The organism is Neorhizobium galegae (genome assembly GCF_021391675.1).
Lineage (GTDB): Bacteria > Pseudomonadota > Alphaproteobacteria > Rhizobiales > Rhizobiaceae > Neorhizobium > Neorhizobium galegae_B.
On record NZ_CP090095.1, the window covers coordinates 3,771,455 to 3,791,303 of the forward strand.

Here is a 19,849-nt window from a genome sequence, read left to right on the forward strand (position 1 = left end):
GACCAACCATGAAACTTGCCCAAAAACTGACTGGGAAACTCGCTCTCGGCGTGGCACTTGCCTTCGCCGCAATGACGACGGCGGCAAGTGCCGCCGACATGAAGATCGCGCTGGTCGTCAAATCGCTCGGCAACGGCTTCTTCGAGGCGGCCAACAAGGGCGCACAGGAAGCTGCCAAGGAACTCGGCGGCGTCCAGGTCATCTATACCGGCCCGACCTCCACGACGGCCGAAGGCCAGATCGAAGTGATCAACTCGTTGATCGCACAAGGCGTCGATGCGATTGCCATCTCCGCCAACGATCCGGATGCCGTCATCCCGGCACTGAAGAAGGCCGCCCAGCGCGGCATCAAGGTGATCTCCTGGGATTCGGCGGTGGCCAAGGAAGGCCGTATCATGCACCTGAACCCGTCTTCCAACGAGCTGATCGGTAAGATGTGCCTGACGCTCGCCAAGGACCACCTGGAAGGTGGCAAGGGCGGTTTCGCCATCCTTTCGGCGACCACCACCTCGACGAACCAGAACACCTGGATTGCCGAGATGAAGAAGCAGCTCAAGGATTTCCCTGGCCTGAACCTCGTCACGACAGTCTATGGTGACGACCTCGCCGACAAGTCCTATCGCGAAGCGCAAGGTCTCTTGACCTCGCAGCCGAACGTCAAGGTCATCGTCGCTCCGACCACGGTCGGTGTGCTCGCCGCCTCGCAGGCCGTCAAGGATGCCGGCAAGATCGGCCAGGTCTACGTGACCGGTCTCGGCCTGCCGTCCGAAATGGCCGGCGCCATCAAGTCCGGCGCCACCAAGGAATTCGCCATCTGGAACCCGATCGACCTTGGTTACTCGGCCACCCAGATCGCCTATCACCTCGTCAAGGGCGATACCGACGCCAAGCCCGGCTCGGCGATCAAGGCCGGCCGCATGGGCTCGATCAAGGTGGGCGACAATGGCGAAGCCGCCATGGCCGACCCCTTCGTCTATAATGCCAAGAACATCGACGAGTTCTCCAAGATCTTCTGATCTGGAGAACTCCACTTGCCGGCAGGCGCGAGCGCCCCCTCGACCGCCTGCCGGCACTTTCTCCCCGTCGGGGAGAAGAAATATGTCGCGCCTTCGCTATTCCCTCCTCTCTCCTCGGCGAGCGGGTGGCGGAGCGGAGGCCGGGTGAGGGCTGCTCCAAACTCGCAACCATCGACTTTTTGCGCGCGAAAAATAACCAGACGTAATCTCAAAGACTCGTCGGAAAATGTCCCTGATGAACGGCGTTACGAAAATTCAAGACCGATCGCCCCAACCGGCACCGACGACGGAAGCAATGCCGATCCTGGAAATGCGCGGCATCAGCCAGATCTTTCCGGGCGTCAAAGCCCTCGATGGCGTCAGCATCAAGCTTTACCCCGGCCAGGTAACGGCCCTGATCGGCGAAAACGGCGCCGGCAAGTCGACGCTCGTCAAGATCCTGACCGGCATCTACCGCCCGAACGAGGGCGAGATCCTGATCGACGGCGTGCCCACGACGTTCGCGAGCGCGCAGGCAGCGATCGATGCAGGCGTCACCGCCATCCATCAGGAAACCGTGCTCTTCGACGAGCTGAGCGTCGCGGAAAACATCTTTCTCGGACATGCGCCGCGCACCCGGTTCGGCACGATCGACTGGCGCAGGATCAATTCCGGCGCCAAGGCGCTTATGCTGCAGCTCGAAAGCGAGATCGACCCGACGATCCGGCTGCGCGACCTCTCGATCGCCCAGCGCCATCTCGTGGCGATCGCCCGGGCGCTCTCCGTCGAGGCCCGCATCGTCATCATGGACGAGCCGACGGCCGCCCTTTCCCGCAAGGAGATCGACGACCTCTTCCGCATCGTCGAAGGCCTGAAGCGGCAGGGCAAGGCGATCCTTTTCATCAGCCACAAGTTCGACGAGGTCTATGAGATCGCCGAGAATTTCGTGGTTTTCCGCGACGGCCGCGCCGTCGGCCAGGGCCGGTTGAAGGAGACCCCCCAGGACGAGATCGTCCGGCTGATGGTCGGCCGCGACGTCAAGGACGTTTTTCCCAAGGTTGAGGTCAGGATCGGCGCCCCGGTCTTCCGCGTCGAGAACTACTGCCACCCGACCGAATTCCGCGACATTTCCTTCGAGCTTCGCCGCGGCGAAATCCTCGGTATCTACGGCTTGATCGGCGCTGGGCGCTCGGAACTCTGCCAGTCGCTGTTCGGCGTCACCCGGCCCTCATCCGGCCGGCTGGTTCTGGAAGGCAAGCCGCTCGACATCCGCTCCTCGGGCGATGCGATCCGCGCCGGCATCGTCTACGTGCCGGAGGAGCGCGGCCGCCACGGACTGGCGCTGCCCATGCCGATCTTTCAGAACATGTCGCTGCCATCGCTCGGCAAGACATCGCGCTCCGGGTTCCTGAAAGCCGCCAACGAACTGGCGCTCGCGCGAAAATATGCCGAACGGCTGGACCTGCGCGCCGCTGCCCTTTCCGTGCCGGTCGGCACCCTGTCCGGCGGCAACCAGCAGAAAGTCGTCATCGGCAAGTGGCTGGCGACACAGCCGAAGGTGATCATTCTCGACGAACCGACCAAGGGCATCGACATCGGCTCCAAGGCCGCCGTGCACGCCTTCATCGGCGAACTCGCCGCCGAAGGCCTGTCGATCATCATGGTCTCGTCCGAGCTTCCGGAAATCCTCGGCATGTCCGACCGGGTGATGGTGATGCGCGAGGGCTTGGCCGCCGGCATGTTCGAGCGTGAAACCTTGAGCGCCGAAGCTCTGGTGCGCGCCGCGACCGGCAATCAGTGAGGAGAAACCCATGAACCGCCTCCTGAAGAACCGCGAAATCCTGCTCACCGTCATCATCGCCGCGATGATCGCCGGCTTCTCCACCCGAGCTCAAGGGTTTGCGGCCCCCGGCAACCTCGCCAACATCTTCAACGACACCTCGATCCTGATCATCCTGGCGCTCGGCCAGATGACGGTGATCCTGACCAAATCGATCGACCTCTCGGTCGCCGCCAACCTTGCCTTCACCGGCATGGCGGTCGCCATGACCAATGCCGCCTATCCCGACCTGCCGCTGGCCCTGCTCATCGTCATGGCAATCGGCATCGGCGCCTTTCTCGGCGCGATCAACGGCTACCTCGTCTGGGCGCTGCGGATCCCGCCGATCGTCGTCACGCTCGGAACGCTGACCATCTATCGCGGCATGGCCTTCGTGCTGTCAGGCGGCGGCTGGGTGAACGCCCACCAGATGGCACCCTCCTTCCTCAACGTCCCCCGAATGCCGGTGCTCGGCCTGCCGATCCTCTCCTGGATCGCGATCCTCATCGTGCTCGGCGCCTGGTTCGTGCTGACCCGCCTGCCCTTCGGACGGGCCGCCTACGCATCCGGCGGCAACCCGACGGCGGCGATCTATGCCGGCATCGATATCGGCTGGACCAAGTTCATCGCCTTCGTGGTGTCGGGCGCGCTCGCCGGCCTCTCCGGTTATCTCTGGGTATCGCGATATGCGGTCGCCTATGTGGATATCGCCGCCGGCTTCGAGCTGGATACGGTCGCCGCCTGTGTCATCGGCGGCATCTCGATCGCCGGCGGCATCGGCTCGGTCGGCGGCGCTGTGCTCGGCGCGCTTTTCCTCGGCGTCATCAAGAACGCACTTCCTGTCATCGGCATCTCGCCCTTTGCGCAGATGGCGATCTCCGGCATCGTCATCGTGCTCGCCGTCGTCTTCAACGCCCGCGCCGAGCGCAAGGCCGGCCGCATCATCCTGCGCGATCGCGGCGCGAAAGAGGTGTCCGCATGAGCGATGTTGTCTCTCCCAGGAAGACCATCCCCGACCGGCTCGGCACCAAAAGCTCGCGCATCCTCGCGAGCTGGGAAGTGCTGCTCTTCGGCGTGGCGGTAATGATCTTCATCTTCAATTCGTTCGCCTCGCCTTACTTTCTGAACGCCTGGAACCTCTCCGACGCCACTTTCAACTTCACCGAAAAGGCGATGATCGCCTTTGCCATGGCGCTGCTCGTCATCGCCGGCGAGATCGACCTGTCGGTGGCGGCGATCATCGCGCTCGCCTCGACCGCCATGGGTGCGGCAGCCCAGGCCGGTATCGGTACGCCGGGGCTGGTGGCGATCGGCATCGGCACCGGCCTTCTCTGCGGCGCGTTCAACGGCCTGCTCGTCGCCGGCCTCAAATTGCCCTCGATCGTGGTGACCATCGGCACGATGAGCCTCTTCCGTGGCATTTCCTATATCGTGCTGGGCGATCAGGCCTATGGCAAATACCCGGCAAGTTTTGCCTACTTTGGCCAGGGCTATGTCGCCTGGGTCTTTTCCTTTGAATTCGTACTGTTCATCATCCTCGCCATCCTTTTCGGCATTCTCCTGCACGCGACGAATTTCGGCCGGCAGATCTATGTGATCGGCAACAACGAGTTCGCGGCACGCTTTTCCGGCATTCCGGTGGAGCGGGTGAAGTTCATCCTCTTCCTGTTGACCGGCGTAATGGCGGGTGTCGCGTCCGTCTGCCTCACTTCGCGCCTCGGCTCGACCCGCCCTTCGATCGCCCAAGGGTGGGAGCTTGAGGTTGTCACCATGGTCGTGCTCGGCGGCGTCTCCATCCTCGGCGGCGCAGGCACGATTGCCGGCGTCGTCATCGCCGCCTTCGTCATGGGCCTCGTCACCTTCGGGCTGGGGTTGCTCAACGTGCCCGGCATCGTCATGTCGATCTTCGTCGGCCTGCTCCTGATCATCACCATCGCCATCCCGATCATCGCCCGCCGCATCAAGGAAATGAGCTGATGACGCTCGAAAAACACGCCTTCAAGATGAAACTTTATCCCGGCATGGAAGCGGAATACTGCAAGCGCCATGACGAGATCTGGCCGGAACTCGTGGATCTCCTCCACCAGGCGGGCGCCAGCGATTATTCCATCCATCTCGATCGCGACACCAACACGCTGTTCGGCGTTCTGACACGGCGAGCGGACCACACGATGGCCAGCCTGCCGGACCATCCGGTGATGAAGAAATGGTGGGCGCATATGGCCGACATCATGGAAACCAATCCGGACAATTCGCCGGTTCAGAGCGATCTGGTAACGGTCTTCCACCTGCCATGACCATGCCCGAAAAGATCGCAGTCCTCGATATCGGCAAGACCAATGCCAAGGTCGTCGTGCTCGATTGCGCAACCGGCGAGGAGATCGCGGAAAGGCGCGCACCAAACCGGGTTCTGCCGGGGCCGCCCTATCCGCATTACGATATCGAAGCGCTCTGGACCTTTGTGCTCGAGGCATTGGATGCCTTTGCCAAGCAAACCGGTTTCGATGCGATCTCGATCACCACCCACGGTGCATCGGCGGTGCTTCTGGATGCCGCGGGCGAATTGGCACTCCCAGTGCTCGATTACGAGCACGAATATCCGGAAGACATCCACAGAGCCTATCAGTCGATCCGCCCGCCCTTTTCAGAAACCTTTTCCCCGTCCCTGTCCGGCGGCCTGAATGTCGGCGCGCAACTTCACTACCAGAAAGCTGCGTTCCCGAAAGCCTTTGCCCGTACCCGCACCATCCTCACCTACCCGCAATATTGGGCGTTCCGGCTGACCGGCGTGACAGCGAACGAAGTCACCTCGCTCGGCTGCCACACCGATCTCTGGCGGCCACGTGAAGGCACCTATTCGTCATTGGTCGATGCACTCGGCATCCGCGACCTGATGGCACCGGTCCGTTCGGCCTTCGACACGCTCGGTTCGCTCCTGCCACACGTTGCAGCGCAGATCGGAACGACGAAACCGATCCCGGTCCATTGCGGCATCCACGATTCCAATGCCTCGCTGCTGCCCCATCTGGTGGGACGCGAACCGCCATTCGCGGTCGTCTCCACCGGCACCTGGGTCATCAATTTCGCGGTCGGCGGCGATCTCGATCATCTCGATCCCCAGCGCGACGCACTTGCCAATGTCGACGCCTATGGCCGCTCCGTGCCATCAAGCCGTTTTATGGGCGGCCGCGAGTTCGAGAGGCTGACAGCGGAACTCGACTCACTCTCGCCGGAAGCGGCGCTTGCAGTCATGCCAGATGTCATCGAAAGTGGCCTGATGCTCTTGCCGAACATTGCCTCCGGTTCCGGTCCCTTCCCCGGCCGCGAGCGGCAATGGATCAACGACACCAACGCCTCGACCGACCAGCGCTGGGCGGCCGCCTGCCTCTATCTCGCGTTGATGACGGAGACCTGTCTCGACCTCATCGGCGCCAAGGGGCCGGTTCTGGTCGAAGGCCCCTTCTCCGCCAACCCGGCCTATCTTCAGGCGTTGAGCGCGCTGCTCGGCCGCCAGGTGGTCTCCCTGCCCGGCTCGACCGGCACCAGCCAGGGCGCAGCGCTTCTGGCCGGCATTTCGCCGAACACCAAGCCTGGCCGCGCCGTGCCCGCGCCTCCCTGGGACGTTGCAGCCTATCGCGCTGCCTGGCACGAAAGGCTGGGGCGCTGATCAGCCCGTATTGACCGGCCGCCGGTTGCGGCGAAGGCGCCGCCCGGTCTGTTCCTCAAGCGCATTTTCCAGAATGCCGAGCCGCCGTTCGGTGATCTCGGTGATCTGTGCCGGATCGCCGGATTCGATCGCCTGCATCATGATCTCGATCAGTTCGAGCGACAGCGCGAGATCGGCACGCCTATGCAGCGTCCGGCGCCGCATCGGCTCCACCCATTGCAGCAGCAGTTCCATCAGTTCCAGGACAAGGCTGTTGCGGGTCGCCTGCGCCAGCGCTAGGTCAAACCGCATCGTCGCGATGATGATCGAGTTGATATGTTCCGGGCTGCTCTTAGTCACCTCCGGCGGCGGCAGTGAATCCCGGCCGAACTGGATCGCTTGCCCCATCCGGTCGAAATCGACATCCTCGGCATATTGCGAGGCGATCTGCGCCACCCATGGCAGTATCAGTCGCCGCACTTCAATCGCCTCGTCGATATCGCCCGGCCGCATGTCCGGCCTCGACACGATCAGGTCGAGCGGCACGATCTCGCTGCTGACGAACGTGCCGCCACCGGCGCCCGGCCTGACGGTCAGAATATTGGCCTCGACCAGCAGCTTCACCGCCTCGCGCACGGTCGGGCGGCTGACCTGCATCTGTTCGGCGATGCTGCGTTCGGAGGGAAGGCGGGAACCGAGCCGGAAAAGTCCGGTCCTGATGGCATCGGCAAGCCGGCGCGCGACCTCCTCGTTCGGGAGCAGCACTTTGACGGGCTGAAAATGTCGATTCACCGGCACCTCCTATCCGCTCAAACGGAAAGCACTTTGCCGGTATTCAGAATGTTGTTGGGATCGAGCGCCAGCTTGATACGTGCCATCAGCGCCAATTCTTCCGGCGTGCGCGACAGCTTGAGATAGGGCTTCTTCAGGAGGCCGATCCCGTGTTCGGCGGAAATCGTGCCGCCTTCGCGCGCAATCGAGCCGAAGACGAGTTCGGTGATCTCCTTATGCGGCTGGTCGTTGCCGGCCGACGGAATGTTGCAGACGAGATGCAGGTTGCTGTCGCCGATATGGCCGTAGCTGAGCGCAATCGCGTCCGGCCAGCGGACCTTCATCGCGGCCTCGATCTCGTCGACCACCCGGCCGGCGGCGCTGGTCGGCAGGCCGACGTCGAAGGCGGTCAGCGGCCCCATCAGCTTGCCGTATTCCGATACGCTTTCGCGCACCGCCCAGAGGTCCTTGGTCTCGCGCTCCGAGGATGGTAGAACCGCATCGGAAACCCAGCCGGCTTCCAGCGCATCCGACAGCACCTGCTCCAGCAGCGCCCGGTTTTCTTCGGCATTGCGCCCGCCGGTTTCGATCAGCACATAGATCCCGTGCGGCTCCTTGAAGGCGCGGCGCAGGTCGGGCAGCTTACCTGTCATGAAGTCGTAAAAGCTCGGCCACATCACCTCGAACGAGGTCAGCGCCGACCCCATACCCTGGCGGGCGCTCTTCAGGAGCTCCAGAAGCGAGGGGAAATCCGGGCAGCCGCAGAAGGCGCTGGCAAGCTCCGCGGGCTTCGCCTGCAGCCGCAGCACGGCACGGGTGATCACGCCAAGCGTACCTTCCGAACCGATGAAAAGCTGCTTGAGGTCGTAGCCCGCATTGTTCTTCAGCATCTTGTTCAGCGATTTGACGATCGTGCCGTCCGGCAGCACCACTTCGAGGCCCAGCACGTGTTCGCGCGCCATGCCGAACCGGATGACGCGATTGCCGCCGGCATTGGTGGCGAGATTGCCGCCGATGACGCAGGAATCGCGGGCTCCGAGATCGAGCCCGAAGAACAGCCCCGCCTCTTCCGCCTTCGTCTGGATGACGCTGAGCGGCGTGCCCGCCAGAACGGTCATCGTCGCCATCACCGTATCGACTTCCTCGATACCGTTCATCCGATCGAGCGACAGCGCCACGCCATTCTCGATCGGCCGCGCCCCACCGGCAAGACCGGTCAACCCGCCCTGCGGCACGACCGGCACCTTGAACTCGTTGCAAAGGCGCAGCGTTACGGAGACCTGCTCCGTCGTGCGCGGCCGAACCAAAGCCAGCGGCACGACCGGAGAAAGGCCGCCCCAATCGTTGTGGAAGCGGACAGGAATATCCTCACCGAAAAAAACATCGGGAGCGAGTTCGCGCTGGAGCGCCTGGATGAATTCATGCGTCATGAAAAGCGGTCACCTCGAAATGCCATCGATAGATGGTAAGTTTAACTGCCATCTTCGGTAAAATAAATATACCTCCAGAATTTTATCTGCGCGCAGCCACCATCGATGCCAAGATCTACACGATGTCCGGCAGCTCAAAATGAAATCGGCGGACTGGCAACAAGCCAGCCCGCCGATTCTCCCTGGGAGGAGAGTTGGGGTTCAGTGCAAGGCCCCGGCCGCGCGCTTCTGTTCGTCCTTCATGAAGGCGATGTCGCCGACGACCCGGACGCGCACCCGCCGCGCGTCACCCGGCAGATAGGCGATCGGGATATCCTCGGTGTCGAGCGTCACGATCGTATCGGGGCTGGCACCCGCTTCGACCGCACGAGCGCGGGCAATGCGCTCGGCCTCGGCAATCGCCTTTTCGCGCGACATGCCGGAAAACACCTGGTCGACTTCGCCGGACACCTGCGCCATCGCAGCACCAAGCGCGTTCGCGACACCGGCATGCTCGACGCGCAGCACTTCGCTCGCACCTTTGAGCTTTTCCGGGATCAGGAAGGCGCCACCGCCGACAGCGATCAGTTGGACACCCTCGGCCGAAGTCTTCATCCGGTCGACGCCGTCTTCCACCATCGCCTCGACGCGCTTCAGAAGGTCGGCAACCAGCGCCTTGTCGAGATGCTTGACCCGGTCGCGGTCGCCGATCTCGACGAGGCCGGCGGCGACCGCCACGTCCGTCGTCGTCAGCGTATCCCCGCCGAAGACCAGCGCCTTTTCGGTGATCCGGTAGCCGACCGAACGCGGGCCGATCTTGCGGGTTTCCGGATCGATGATCGTGCCGCCGCCGAGCGCCATCGGCAGCAGGTCCGGCATGCGGAAGAGCGTGCGCACGCCGCCGACTTCCACGACATTGTTCGCCTCGCGCGGAAAACCGCCGACTAGGCAGCCGACATCCGAAGTCGTGCCGCCGACGTCGATGACCATGGCCTCCTTGAGGCCGGTCAGAAACGCCGCGCCGCGCATCGAATTGGTCGGGCCGGAGGCAAAACTGTAGACCGGGTTGGCGGCAGCGACATCGGCCAGCACCACCGTACCGTCGTTCTGGGTCAGATAGAACGGCGCATCGATGCCGGCCTGTTTCAGCGCATCCTTGAACGCGTCGATCGTCTTGCGACCGAGACCCTGCAGCGCCGCGTTCAGCAGCGTGACGTTCTCGCGTTCCAGAAGGCCGATGCGGCCGAGCGTATGGGAAAGCGTGATGCGGGCATTCGGGATCACCGAACGGACGATCTCCGCCGCTTCCAGCTCGCATTCCGCCGTCAGCGGCGAAAAGAGCGCCGTGATGCCGATCGAATCGACGCCCGCATCACGGATCTTCATTGCCGCGTCGCGGATTTCATCCTTTGCAAGCGGCACCAGCGGACGGCCGTCGTATTCATGGCCGCCATGCACCATGAAGGAGAGCGGATCGACGGCATCGCGCAGTTCATCCGGCCAGTCGACCATCGGCGGCAGCGAGGCGCCGGCCGGCATGGCGATGCGGATCGCCGCGACGCGATCGAGACGGGCGCGTTCGACAACCGCATTGGTGAAATGCGTCGTGCCGATCATCACCGCGTCGACCGGTGCCGAACCCGGCGCCTGCGAGGAGACCACATGGCCGATCGCATTGACCACGCCCTGCATCACGTCCGACGTGGTGGGAAACTTGATGGCCGAGAGAACCTTCTCGCCATCGATGAGCACGGCATCCGTATTGGTGCCGCCGACGTCAATTCCGATCCGCTTCATGCTGCAAACACCGATTTGAAATCCAGGTCATATCCGAAGGCGCGCGGGCCGACATGTTCGAGGCCCTTGGCGCTGGTCAGCACCTCCGGCGCCGGCAGCGCGACGACCGTGACGCGCTGGCCGTACCGCACCGTCTCCGTGCCGATCGCCTCGCCCGACACGGTGTCGAGCAGGCAGATCAGGTCCGGCGTCATGGCGATCGGCTGGCCGTCACGGAAGGCGACCGCCCATTCGTTCTGAAAAGCGAGCTCCACCTTCGAGCCGCGATCGTCGTCAAGGCCTTCGATCATCGCAGAGCCGCGCAGGAAGCCGCCCGTCGTGGTGCGGTCGACATCGGCGATCTTGCCCTTGAACAGCACCTTGCCGCCTTCATGGGCAAGCACGGCTTCGACCGGATCCGTGTGGGCGGCGCGGGCCTCGAGCACGGCGCGGCCCAGGCTGACGGCCTTGGTGACCGTATAAAGCACGCCCCAGTCCTTGACCTCACGGCCGGTGCGCGGCGCCTTGCAGGTTGCCGCCGTCGAGCCGACTTCGGTGCAGATCTTGCGGGAGATCCGCTCCATCCACTTCCAGGACGCGGCCTTGGCGACGATCGCCTCGTTGTCGCGGCAATCGACCAGCGTCAGCGGATACATCGGCAGGTCGCCGATCGCAAAGCTCGTCATCTGCGCTTCCGGATAGGCGCGGCCCATCGCGTCCGCATCGACGACCGGGATGTCCAGCATGGCACCGGCAAGGAACGGCGACAGCGCATTGCCGCCACCGATCTCGACGCTCATCACGGCGCGGAACTTGCGGCCGGTATATTCTTCCATCAACTGCATGGCACGGGCGAGATGCGCGGGATCGACGAGGCGCTCCTGGCCGACCAGCGGCGCGCCCATCTTGGAGACGACAGCGACGGCATCGCCGTCATCGAGCGCCTGGGGATCGATGAGCTTGACGCGCTTGCCGTCCTTGTAGAGCTTTTTCAGGTTGAGCTGCGCCAGATAGGGGCTGCCGCCGCCGCCGGTGCCGAGAATCCAGGCGCCAACGGCAAGCGGGTCGATCTCGCCCGCTTCGAAATCACGGATCATGTTTACCTCCGAAGAATGTGCTAGAACCTAGCCATGAGTGACGAAGGATGCCTATAGGGGACTGCCCCTAGAATGAGCTTGCCTTGATTTTAGGCATGCCCGGCGCCATCATGGTTTGACGATCGAAAGGACCGATTCCCTGCACATGTCGAAGAGCCCATATGCGCTGGCCCCGACCTCGCCGGAAGGTGCGGAACCGCACCATCGGGTAATGTTTCTGAGCGTCGGCCAGACGCCGCGTGCCGATCTCATCGGGGACATGCTGACCAATCTCGACGTGTCCATCGAAGCGCTCGAAATCGGCGCGCTGGACGGGCTTTCCAAGGCAGAAATCGACGATCTGAAAGTGCGGCCGGGCGAACAGAGCATCATCACCCGGCTTGCCGACAATACCGATATCGTCGTGTCCAAACCGCGTATCGCCGAGCGCATGGCGAAGATCGCCGCCGCCTTCCACCCCAATGAATTCGATCTGGTCGTCATCCTCTCGACCGGCCTGTTTCGCGATTTCGAAAGCACCTGCCCGACGGTCAACGCCCAGCGCGCCATGGAATCCGCAGTGATTTCGCTTGCCGCGCACGGCGCTTCCGTCGGCCTCATCCAGCCGCTGCAGCAGCAGATAGCCGAACTCGATATCCCGGCGCTGGCGCCCTACAAGATCTGCGCCAGCTACGCCGCCGATGGCGACAGGAAACTGCTTGCCGGCGCGCTCGTCGATCTCGCCGATGCGGAAATCATCGTCCTGAATTCCGTGAGTTTCACGGAGGCCGACCGGCAAATGGTGGCCAAGGCGAGCGGCAAGCCTGTCGTTCTCGCCCGCCGCATCGTCGCAAGCGCCATCCGGCTTCTCCTGCATCGGTCGCAGCCCGTGACGCTGCCGGGCGTTTCGCCGGAATTTGCCGAAAAGCTTCTGCGTCTGACGCCGCGCGAGCGGCAGGTCCTGTCGCTTGTCGCCGAAGGTCTTTCCAACAAGGCGATTGCCCGCCAGCTCGGCATCAGCCCGAAGACCGTCGAGATCCACCGCTCGAACGTCATGAGCAAAATGGAGGTGACCTCGTCCAATGCGCTCATCCGCATGGTTATCTCCGCCGGCCATCCCTGATCGAAAATAAGTGCGCTCGCGCAAGAAAATTGCGCCAAATGACCTGTTTGCCTAAAAATTGGTCGCCTTGACCATGTCAGAATCATGTCGTTCTAAAGCGTGTCGCGTTTAATCTGCCTCGTATCCTGCGGCTTTGAAGTAGTTTCTGCATTCTGTGACGGAGAAGAGATTGCAGATTTCGCCGAGGGCTTGCGTGATGGCATCGAAGCTGCGGGCAGCCCGCTTTCGCAGCAGCGTCTTGAGTTTTGAGAAGGCCATCTCTATGGGATTGAGGTCGGGACTATAGGGCGGCAGAAACAGCAGCCAGGCTCCCTTTGCCCTGACCAGTTCTTCGGCCCGTTCGCTCTTATGAAAGGCGACATTGTCGAGAATGACGACGTCTCCAGGCGACAGGTTCGGCGCGAGTTGGGTCTCTATCCACGCCTCGAAGATGCGGGCGTTCATCGGCCTGTCAACGATCCAGGGGGCAACCATGCCATGGGATCGCAGCCCGGCGATGAAGGTTTGGGATTTCCACGAACCGAAGGGTGAATGCGTTCGATAGCGCTGCCCTCGCGCAGACCATCCCGACCGCTTCGTCAGCTTTGTGTTCGTCGATGTCTCGTCGATAAAAACCAGCCGGGCCAATCCTTTGTTGAAGAAAGGCTTGCGCCGTGCGGTCCACAGTTCACGCGCCCGCGCGATCTCCGGGCGCAACTGCTCGGCGGCCTGCAGGCTTTTTTTTATGGCTCAACCCAAGCCGATGCAGAAGCCGTCCGACACTGGAGCGATGGACGATGACGCCACGTCCGCAAAGTTCCACGCAAAGCTCGTCCAGCGTCAGTTCGCCATTCTGTGCCAGCCGCTCTCCAACCCACGCGTGCTGTGCCGAAAGCTTACCGCCGCCAAGGTGCCCCTGCCGGCGCGGCGAAAGCGAACCTGTCTCGCGCTTCAGGATCACCAGATCGTTCACGAAACGCGGCGACACCCGAAAATGCCGGGCGGCCTCCCGATGCCCATGGCCTTCTTCCACTAACGCTACGACACGCTCACGCAACGCAATCGGATGTGACTTGCCCATGGCGATCTCCCTTCACATCAAAGGGAATCACGGATGGACTGATTTGAGAACCATGAATCGCAAAAACAGCGACACGCTTTAGGGGCATTACCCTATAGTGAAGCCGCGCTTCCGAGCGTTAGGCTCCGTTCCCATAATGCCATGCAGGGAACGATGAGAGCATGCCTTCCACATCCAAGATCGCCTTCGTGACCATCGGCCAGACGCCGCGTATCGACGTCGTCCCGGAAATGATGGCTGAGATCGGCATCGGCCTGCCGGAAGGTCGCGTCGAGTTCCGTGAATTCGGCGTACTCGATGGCATGGGCCCGACCGAACTGGATGCGATGCGCGCCGTGGATGGCGAACATTCCTTCGCGACGCGTCTGAAGAGCGGCCAGGAGATCGTCACCTCCAAGGCCCGTACCGAAGAGAAGCTCAATGGGCTTCTAAGCCGGATCGATGCGCAGGGCTTCGACCTTGTCGTTCTTCTCTGCACAGGCACCACGATCGATCCGCTCGAAAACACGCTGGTCGTCGAAGCCCAGCGGATCGTCGATTCGACCGTCGAGGCGCTCGCCGCCTCCTCCCGCAGGCTCGGCGTCATCCTGCCGCTCGAACGGCAGGTGAAGGATTTCGCCGATCGCCACGTCTTCAGCGGCGAGCCCAAATTCGTGGCCGCCTCGCCCTATGCCGGCGACGATATCGGTGAACGGGCGAAGACGCTCGAAGGCTGCGACCTCATCGTCATGCATTGCATGGGTTATTCCGCCGGAATGCTGGACGAGGTGCGCCGCGCCGTCGATGCCCCGGTCCTGTTGTCGCGCCGCGTCGTCGCGGGCGTCGTCCGCCAGATGATCTGATTACCGAGCCACGTTAAAAACAGAGGGAACCACATGTTCGGAAAAATCCTGAAAAACGTCGCGGTCGCGGGGCTGCTCGCCTCCTCGATCCTCGCCGCGCCCGCCGGCGCCTTCGAACGTACCGACAAGGGCAATGTCATCGTCTTCGGCGGCCGCCAGGCCATCCCTGTCCTCGATCCGCACATCCGCTACGACTGGTCGACACGCATGATCCAGCAGTCGGTCTACGATGCGCTGCTGAAGTATGAAGGCGATCCGGCAGAGATGAAGCCCTGGCTCGCCGAGAAGTGGGAAACCAGCGCCGACGGCAAGAGCTGGACCTTCCACCTCGCCAAGAACGCCAAGTTCCACAACGGCGATCCGGTGACCGCCGAAGCCGTGCGCTACTCCTTCGAGCGCGGCCTGAAGCTCAACAAGGGCGTCGCCTGGATGCTCAAGGACTTCCTGGCGCCGGAAAACATCGTCGCTGTTGATGCCAACACCGTGCGCTTCGACCTCAAGGCGCCCTACGCACCTTTCCTGTCCTTCCTGCCCTGGTGGTTCGTCGTCAACCCGGCTGAGGTGAAGGCCCACGAAGTGGATGGCGACTACGGCCAGAAGTGGCTGACCGATCATGCCGCCGGCTCCGGTCCGTTCAAGCTCGGCCGCTGGGAACCCAACGTCCTTTATGAGATCGAAGCCAATGCCGGCTACTGGAAAGGCTGGCCGCAGGGCGAGAAGAACCGCCCGGCTGGCGTCATCTACAAGATCATCCGCGAACCGGCCGCCCAGAAGGCCGCCCTGCAGCGCGGCGAAGCCGACATCGTCGAAGGACTGACGCCGGACGACTACATGCAGATCAAGCGCGTGCCGGGCGTGGTCATCCAGGACCACAAGGGCATGACCACCTTCGGCATCAAGTTCAACACCCAGAAGGGTCCGACCGCCGACATCAACCTGCGCAAGGCGATCGCCTATGCACTCGACTACGATGCGCTGATCCAGATCTACAACGGCGCCGCCTCGCTCGAGACCAGCCCGCTGCCGGACGCCATGAAGGGCCATGTCGCCGTTCCCGGGATGCCGCGCAAGGATCTTGCCAAGGCCAAGGAATACCTGGCGAAATCGGCATATCCGAACGGCGGCATCACGCTTCCCTACGTCCATGTCGCAGGCCTTGAAGAAGCCCGCCGCATCGGCCTCGTTCTGCTCGATAACCTGAAGGAACTCGGCATCACCGTCGAGGTCAAGCCGGAACAGTGGCCGAACATGGTCGCCGCCGGCTCCAAGGTCGAGACCTCGCCGGCCATGACCTCGGTCTTCACCACACCGGTCTCGACCGACCCCGACGCCGTCGCCTACCAGTATCACAAGGCGAGCTGGGGCCAGTATTACGCGATGATGTTCTACGACAATCCGAAGGTCTCGGAGATGATCGACCAGGCCCGCGCCGCCACCAGCTGGGATGACCGCGCCAAGCTCTATGCCGACATCCAGAAGCAGATCGTCGCCGACCAGCCGGAAGTCTTCGGCACGCTGCAGAACCGCCGCTGGGCGCATCGCGACTATCTGCAGGGCTTCAAGTTCAGCCCGGTCCGCTTCACCGGTGAGGTCGACCTCTACCCGATGTGGGTGAAGGCCGAATAGAAACTGGCTTGCGTCCCCTCTTGCAGCCAGCATGATGCGCATTGCCAGGCCATCCCAACCGGCCGGGCCATGCGCAGTTTTTAGAAGATAGCCACCGGAGAAGACGATGTTGACATTCGCCTTCCGCAAAGTGCTGACGCTGGTCGGAACCATGATCGGCATTGCGGCACTCACCTTCGTCATCACCAATGTCGCTCCGGGCGATCCGGCACGTCTGGTCGCCGGCCCCAACGCGACCGAGGACATGGTGACGACGATCCGCACCGAATACGGCCTCGACAAGTCGCTGCCCGAGCAGTTCGTCGTCTATATGGGCGACCTCGTCACCGGCGATCTCGGCAAGTCGATCGTCACCACCAGGCCGGTGCTGGAAGAAGTGCTGCGTTATGCGCCGGCAACGCTCGAACTGGTCTTCGTCGCCATGGCGCTCGGCATCGTCGTCGGCGTGCCGATGGGAATGCTGTCGGCCGTCTACAAGGACGGGCCGATCGACCATGCGACCCGCATCTTCTCGATCTCGGGCGTCGCGCTGCCGGCCTTCTGGTTCGGCATCATCCTGCAGCTGACATTCGCGGTCGATCTCGGCTGGCTGCCGGTCTCCGGCCGTCTGCCGCTGGTTACCCGCCCGCCGCAGACCGTGACCGGCCTGCTGCTCGTCGATAGCCTGCTCGCCGGCCGGCTGGATACGTTCTGGACGTCGCTGCGGCACATCATCCTTCCGGCGATCGTGCTCTCCTTCCCCTGCCTCGCCTCGATCCTTCGCGTCAACCGCGCCGAGATGATCGAAGTGCTGCAGTCCGACTACATCGTCGCGGCCCGCGCCCACGGCATCGGCTCGTTCCGCATCGTCGCCATCTACGCGCTGAAGAATGCGCTGCTGCCGACGCTGGCGATGATCGGTCTGCGCTTCGGTTGGATGCTCGGCTCGACCGTGCTGGTCGAAACCGTCTTCGATTGGCCCGGCATTGGGCTTTATGCCGTCTCCTCGGCGCTTTCATCGGATTTCAAGCCCGTCATCGGCGTCACGCTGGTGATCGGCTTCTTCTTCATCGTCGCCAACACCCTTGTCGATCTCGCCTACGCGTGGATCGATCCCCGCCTCAGGAGCGCCTGATGACGACGCCCGTGGAACTCTCCCGACCCCTCACCTTCCGCGAACGGCATGAAAGCAAGATCCGCCAGTGGCGGCTCTATGCCCACATGTTCGGCAAGAGCTTCTCCTCCATGCTCGGCCTCGGCCTGGTCGTGCTCTTCCTCCTGCTTGCCGCCCTCGGACCATGGCTCGCGCCCTATCCGGAAGATACGGTCGGTGCCTTCAACATGGCCAACAAGCTGATGGGGCCGAGCGCCGCCCACTGGTTCGGCACCGACGAGATGGGCAGCGACATCCTTTCGCGCGTCATCATCGGCGCCCGCACCTCGCTGTGGATCGGCCTGATCATCACCGGCGTCGGTGCCGTGATCGGCGTGCCGCTCGGCATCATCGCCGGTTATCGCGGCGGCTGGGTGCGCGCCGTCATCATGCGCATCACCGAACTCTTCCTCGCCGTGCCGGGGCTTGCGCTTGCCCTGGCGATCGTCGCGGCGCTTGGTCCCGGCATCACCAATTGCGTGGTCGCCTTGTCGCTCGTCTGGTGGCCGGGTTATGTGCGGCTGGTGGAGGCGAAGACGCTGTCCGTCAAGGAAGAGCTGTTCGTGGAATCGGCCCGCTCGATCGGCGCCAGGACGCCCTGGATCCTCTGGCACCATATCCTGCCGAACTGCATGTCGCCGATCATCGTCAAGATGAGCATGGACATGGGCATGGCGATCCTGTCCGCGGCAAGCCTCGGCTTCATCGGCCTCGGCGCTCAGCCGCCGGCACCCGAATGGGGCGCGATGATCTCGGTCGCCCGCACCTACATGCCGGACTGGTGGTGGTATTCACTCTTCCCCGGTGCCGCGATCTTCCTGACCGTGCTCGGCTTCAACCTTCTCGGCGACGGCCTGCGCGACATTCTCGATCCCCGGAGCCGCGACCGATGACCGGACCTCTTCTCGATATCCAGAACTACCGGCTCGACATCGCCACGTTCGACGGCCCGGTGCATGTGCTGAAGGACATCAACCTGACCGTCAACCGCGGCGATACGCTCGGCATCGTCGGCGAAAGCGGTTCCGGCAAGACGGTGCTGGTGCGCTCGGTGCTCGGCATCGGCCCGAAGGCCTCCAGGGTTGTCGAAGGCAGCATCGCCTTCGACGGACAGGACATCACCGCGCTCCCCGAAAAGGACTGGACGAAGATCCGCGGCATCCGCATCTCGATGATCTTCCAGGACCCGATGACCTACCTGAACCCGCTCTTCACCATCGGGCAGCAGATTTCCGACGTGATCGCGGCGCATGAAAAGGCGGCCCGTCACGGCGTATCCTCGAAGGCTGCCCGCCGCGCCCGCACCGAGGACCTGCTTGACCAGGTCGGCCTGCCGAACCCGGCGATGTTGTTCGACCAGTATCCGCACCAGCTTTCCGGCGGCATGCGCCAGCGGGTGCTGATCGCCATGGCGCTGTCCGGCAAGCCGGATCTGCTGATCGCCGACGAACCGACGACGGCGCTCGACGTGACGGTCCAGGCGCAGGTGCTCGACCTCATCAATTCGCTGGTCGCAAAACTCAACCTCACCGTCATCATGATCAGCCACGATATCGGCGCGATCGCCACGATCGCGAAGCGTTGCGCGGTCATGTACAAGGGCGAGATCGTCGAACAGGGCCTGACGGCGGATATCCTCAGCGCCCCCAAGCACGAATACACCAGGCGCCTGCTCGCCGCCGTGCCGGACATCGACACCGCCGCAAAGGTTGCCGCCGAACCGGCGGGCGACAAACCTGCGAAACCCGGCGCGCTTCTGGAAGCGATCGACCTCAGAAAAGTCTATCGCAGCCAATCGGGGAGCGAGGTGACGGCGGTCGACGGTATCAACCTGTCTGTCGCAACCGGCGAGATCTTCGGCGTGGTCGGTGAATCCGGTTCCGGCAAGTCGACGCTGGCGCGCATGCTGCTGCGGCTGATCGAGCCCACCTCCGGCGACATCATCTTCGACGGCAGGAACATTTCCGGCCTGACCGGCGAACCCCTGCGGTTGATGCGCCGGCACATGCAGTTCGTTTTCCAGAACCCGCATTCGGCGCTCAACGGCCGCCACACGATCGGCGATGCGATCGGCGAGCCGCTGCGCATCCAGACAAGCATGGGCCGCCGCGATATCGAGGCGCGCGTCGAAGCGCTGCTCGACATCGTCCAGCTGCCGAAAATGTTCAAATACCGTTATCCGCACGAACTGTCCGGCGGCCAGAAGCAGCGCATCTGCATCGCCCGCGCCATCGCCCTCAATCCGCGCCTGCTGATCCTCGACGAGCCCACCTCCGCGCTCGACATCTCGGTACAGGCGCAAGTGCTCGATTTCCTGCAGGAACTGCGCGCCGAGCTCGACCTCACCTACGTCTTCATCTCGCACAACCTCGCCGTCATCCGGCAGATCTGCGACCGGACCATCGTGATGAAACGCGGCGAGATCGTCGAACAGGGCGAGACCGAACGTCTCTTCCTGTCGCCGCAGCACGAATACACGAGGGCGCTGATCGAAAGCGGACGCAAAACCTCGCGGGCGGCAAATTTGTCGGCTCCCGCCGGTTTGTGAGGAAACGTGTTCGATTAGTCCGAAAA

The 19,849-nt window shown here is 63.1% G+C and carries 17 protein-coding genes; 12 read left to right on the forward strand and 5 right to left on the reverse strand.

All coding sequences use genetic code 11. From position 1 onward, the window contains the following. Positions 1-8: 8 nt before the first annotated feature. The 6 genes from rhaS (at position 9) to LZK81_RS18520 (ending at position 6,481) form a co-directional block, all read left to right on the forward strand. Positions 9-1,016 carry a rhamnose ABC transporter substrate-binding protein gene (gene rhaS / locus LZK81_RS18495; RefSeq protein WP_233954188.1) on the forward strand — a complete coding sequence of 336 codons (1,008 nt, stop codon included), beginning with the start codon at positions 9-11 and terminating at the stop codon, positions 1,014-1,016. Between the two features lie 295 nt (positions 1,017-1,311). Continuing rightward, positions 1,312-2,796 carry a sugar ABC transporter ATP-binding protein gene (locus LZK81_RS18500; RefSeq protein WP_233954189.1) on the forward strand — a complete coding sequence of 495 codons (1,485 nt, stop codon included), beginning with the start codon at positions 1,312-1,314 and terminating at the stop codon, positions 2,794-2,796. A gap of 10 nt (positions 2,797-2,806) precedes the next feature. Next, complete coding sequence (locus tag LZK81_RS18505; RefSeq protein WP_233954190.1) at positions 2,807-3,796, forward strand: ABC transporter permease; 990 nt, start codon at positions 2,807-2,809, stop codon at positions 3,794-3,796. Next, positions 3,793-4,791 carry an ABC transporter permease gene (locus tag LZK81_RS18510; RefSeq protein ID WP_233954191.1) on the forward strand — a complete coding sequence of 333 codons (999 nt, stop codon included), beginning with the start codon at positions 3,793-3,795 and terminating at the stop codon, positions 4,789-4,791. The genes LZK81_RS18505 and LZK81_RS18510 overlap by 4 nt, the downstream gene beginning before the upstream one ends. After that, positions 4,791-5,111, forward strand: coding sequence for an L-rhamnose mutarotase (rhaM, locus tag LZK81_RS18515; protein WP_046611249.1), 321 nt, complete (start codon positions 4,791-4,793; stop codon positions 5,109-5,111). Before LZK81_RS18510 ends, rhaM begins: the two co-directional genes overlap by 1 nt. Beyond that, on the forward strand, positions 5,108-6,481 hold the full coding sequence (locus tag LZK81_RS18520) for an FGGY-family carbohydrate kinase (RefSeq protein WP_233954192.1): 1,374 nt from the start codon (positions 5,108-5,110) through the stop codon (positions 6,479-6,481). Before rhaM ends, LZK81_RS18520 begins: the two co-directional genes overlap by 4 nt. Here the strand turns inward: LZK81_RS18520 and LZK81_RS18525 are convergent, their stop codons facing one another. The 4 genes from LZK81_RS18525 to LZK81_RS18540 form a co-directional block, all read right to left on the reverse strand. Further along, on the reverse strand, positions 6,482-7,252 hold the full coding sequence (locus LZK81_RS18525; RefSeq protein WP_233954193.1) for a FadR/GntR family transcriptional regulator: 771 nt from the start codon (positions 7,250-7,252) through the stop codon (positions 6,482-6,484). 17 nt (positions 7,253-7,269) lie between these two features. After that, positions 7,270-8,661 (reverse strand): FAD-binding oxidoreductase, encoded by a 1,392-nt coding sequence (locus LZK81_RS18530; RefSeq protein ID WP_233954194.1) that lies wholly within the window; start codon positions 8,659-8,661, stop codon positions 7,270-7,272. 201 nt (positions 8,662-8,862) lie between these two features. Then, a complete protein-coding gene (locus tag LZK81_RS18535) occupies positions 8,863-10,437 on the reverse strand; it encodes a hydantoinase/oxoprolinase family protein (RefSeq protein ID WP_233954195.1) in 1,575 nt (524 codons plus the stop codon). Beyond that, positions 10,434-11,513 (reverse strand): DUF917 domain-containing protein, encoded by a 1,080-nt coding sequence (locus tag LZK81_RS18540; protein ID WP_151044640.1) that lies wholly within the window; start codon positions 11,511-11,513, stop codon positions 10,434-10,436. The genes LZK81_RS18535 and LZK81_RS18540 overlap by 4 nt, the downstream gene beginning before the upstream one ends. 145 nt (positions 11,514-11,658) lie before the next feature. On the opposite strand from LZK81_RS18540, the gene LZK81_RS18545 reads away from it, so the two are divergent. Continuing rightward, positions 11,659-12,615: an AroM family protein gene (locus LZK81_RS18545; protein WP_080725036.1), complete on the forward strand. Its 957-nt coding sequence runs from the start codon at positions 11,659-11,661 to the stop codon at positions 12,613-12,615. A gap of 108 nt (positions 12,616-12,723) precedes the next feature. Here LZK81_RS18545 and LZK81_RS18550 read toward each other — a convergent pair. Beyond that, a protein-coding gene (locus tag LZK81_RS18550) for an IS630 family transposase (RefSeq protein WP_233954196.1) occupies positions 12,724-13,675 on the reverse strand; the annotation gives its coding sequence in 2 pieces (ribosomal slippage) (positions 12,724-13,338 and positions 13,340-13,675; 951 coding nt in all). Positions 13,676-13,836: 161 nt separating this feature from the next. On the opposite strand from LZK81_RS18550, the gene LZK81_RS18555 reads away from it, so the two are divergent. The 5 genes from LZK81_RS18555 to LZK81_RS18575 all read left to right on the forward strand — a co-directional run bounded on the left by LZK81_RS18555 (position 13,837) and on the right by LZK81_RS18575 (position 19,823). Continuing rightward, positions 13,837-14,517, forward strand: coding sequence for an AroM family protein (locus LZK81_RS18555; RefSeq protein ID WP_233954197.1), 681 nt, complete (start codon positions 13,837-13,839; stop codon positions 14,515-14,517). A 33-nt stretch (positions 14,518-14,550) separates the two neighbouring features. Beyond that, positions 14,551-16,143, forward strand: coding sequence for an ABC transporter substrate-binding protein (locus LZK81_RS18560; protein WP_233954198.1), 1,593 nt, complete (start codon positions 14,551-14,553; stop codon positions 16,141-16,143). Between the two features lie 106 nt (positions 16,144-16,249). Beyond that, complete coding sequence (locus LZK81_RS18565; protein WP_233954199.1) at positions 16,250-17,257, forward strand: ABC transporter permease; 1,008 nt, start codon at positions 16,250-16,252, stop codon at positions 17,255-17,257. Next, positions 17,257-18,168: an ABC transporter permease gene (locus tag LZK81_RS18570; protein ID WP_046604226.1), complete on the forward strand. Its 912-nt coding sequence runs from the start codon at positions 17,257-17,259 to the stop codon at positions 18,166-18,168. The genes LZK81_RS18565 and LZK81_RS18570 overlap by 1 nt, the downstream gene beginning before the upstream one ends. Continuing rightward, on the forward strand, positions 18,165-19,823 hold the full coding sequence (locus LZK81_RS18575; RefSeq protein ID WP_233954200.1) for an ABC transporter ATP-binding protein: 1,659 nt from the start codon (positions 18,165-18,167) through the stop codon (positions 19,821-19,823). Before LZK81_RS18570 ends, LZK81_RS18575 begins: the two co-directional genes overlap by 4 nt. Positions 19,824-19,849: the final 26 nt, after the last annotated feature.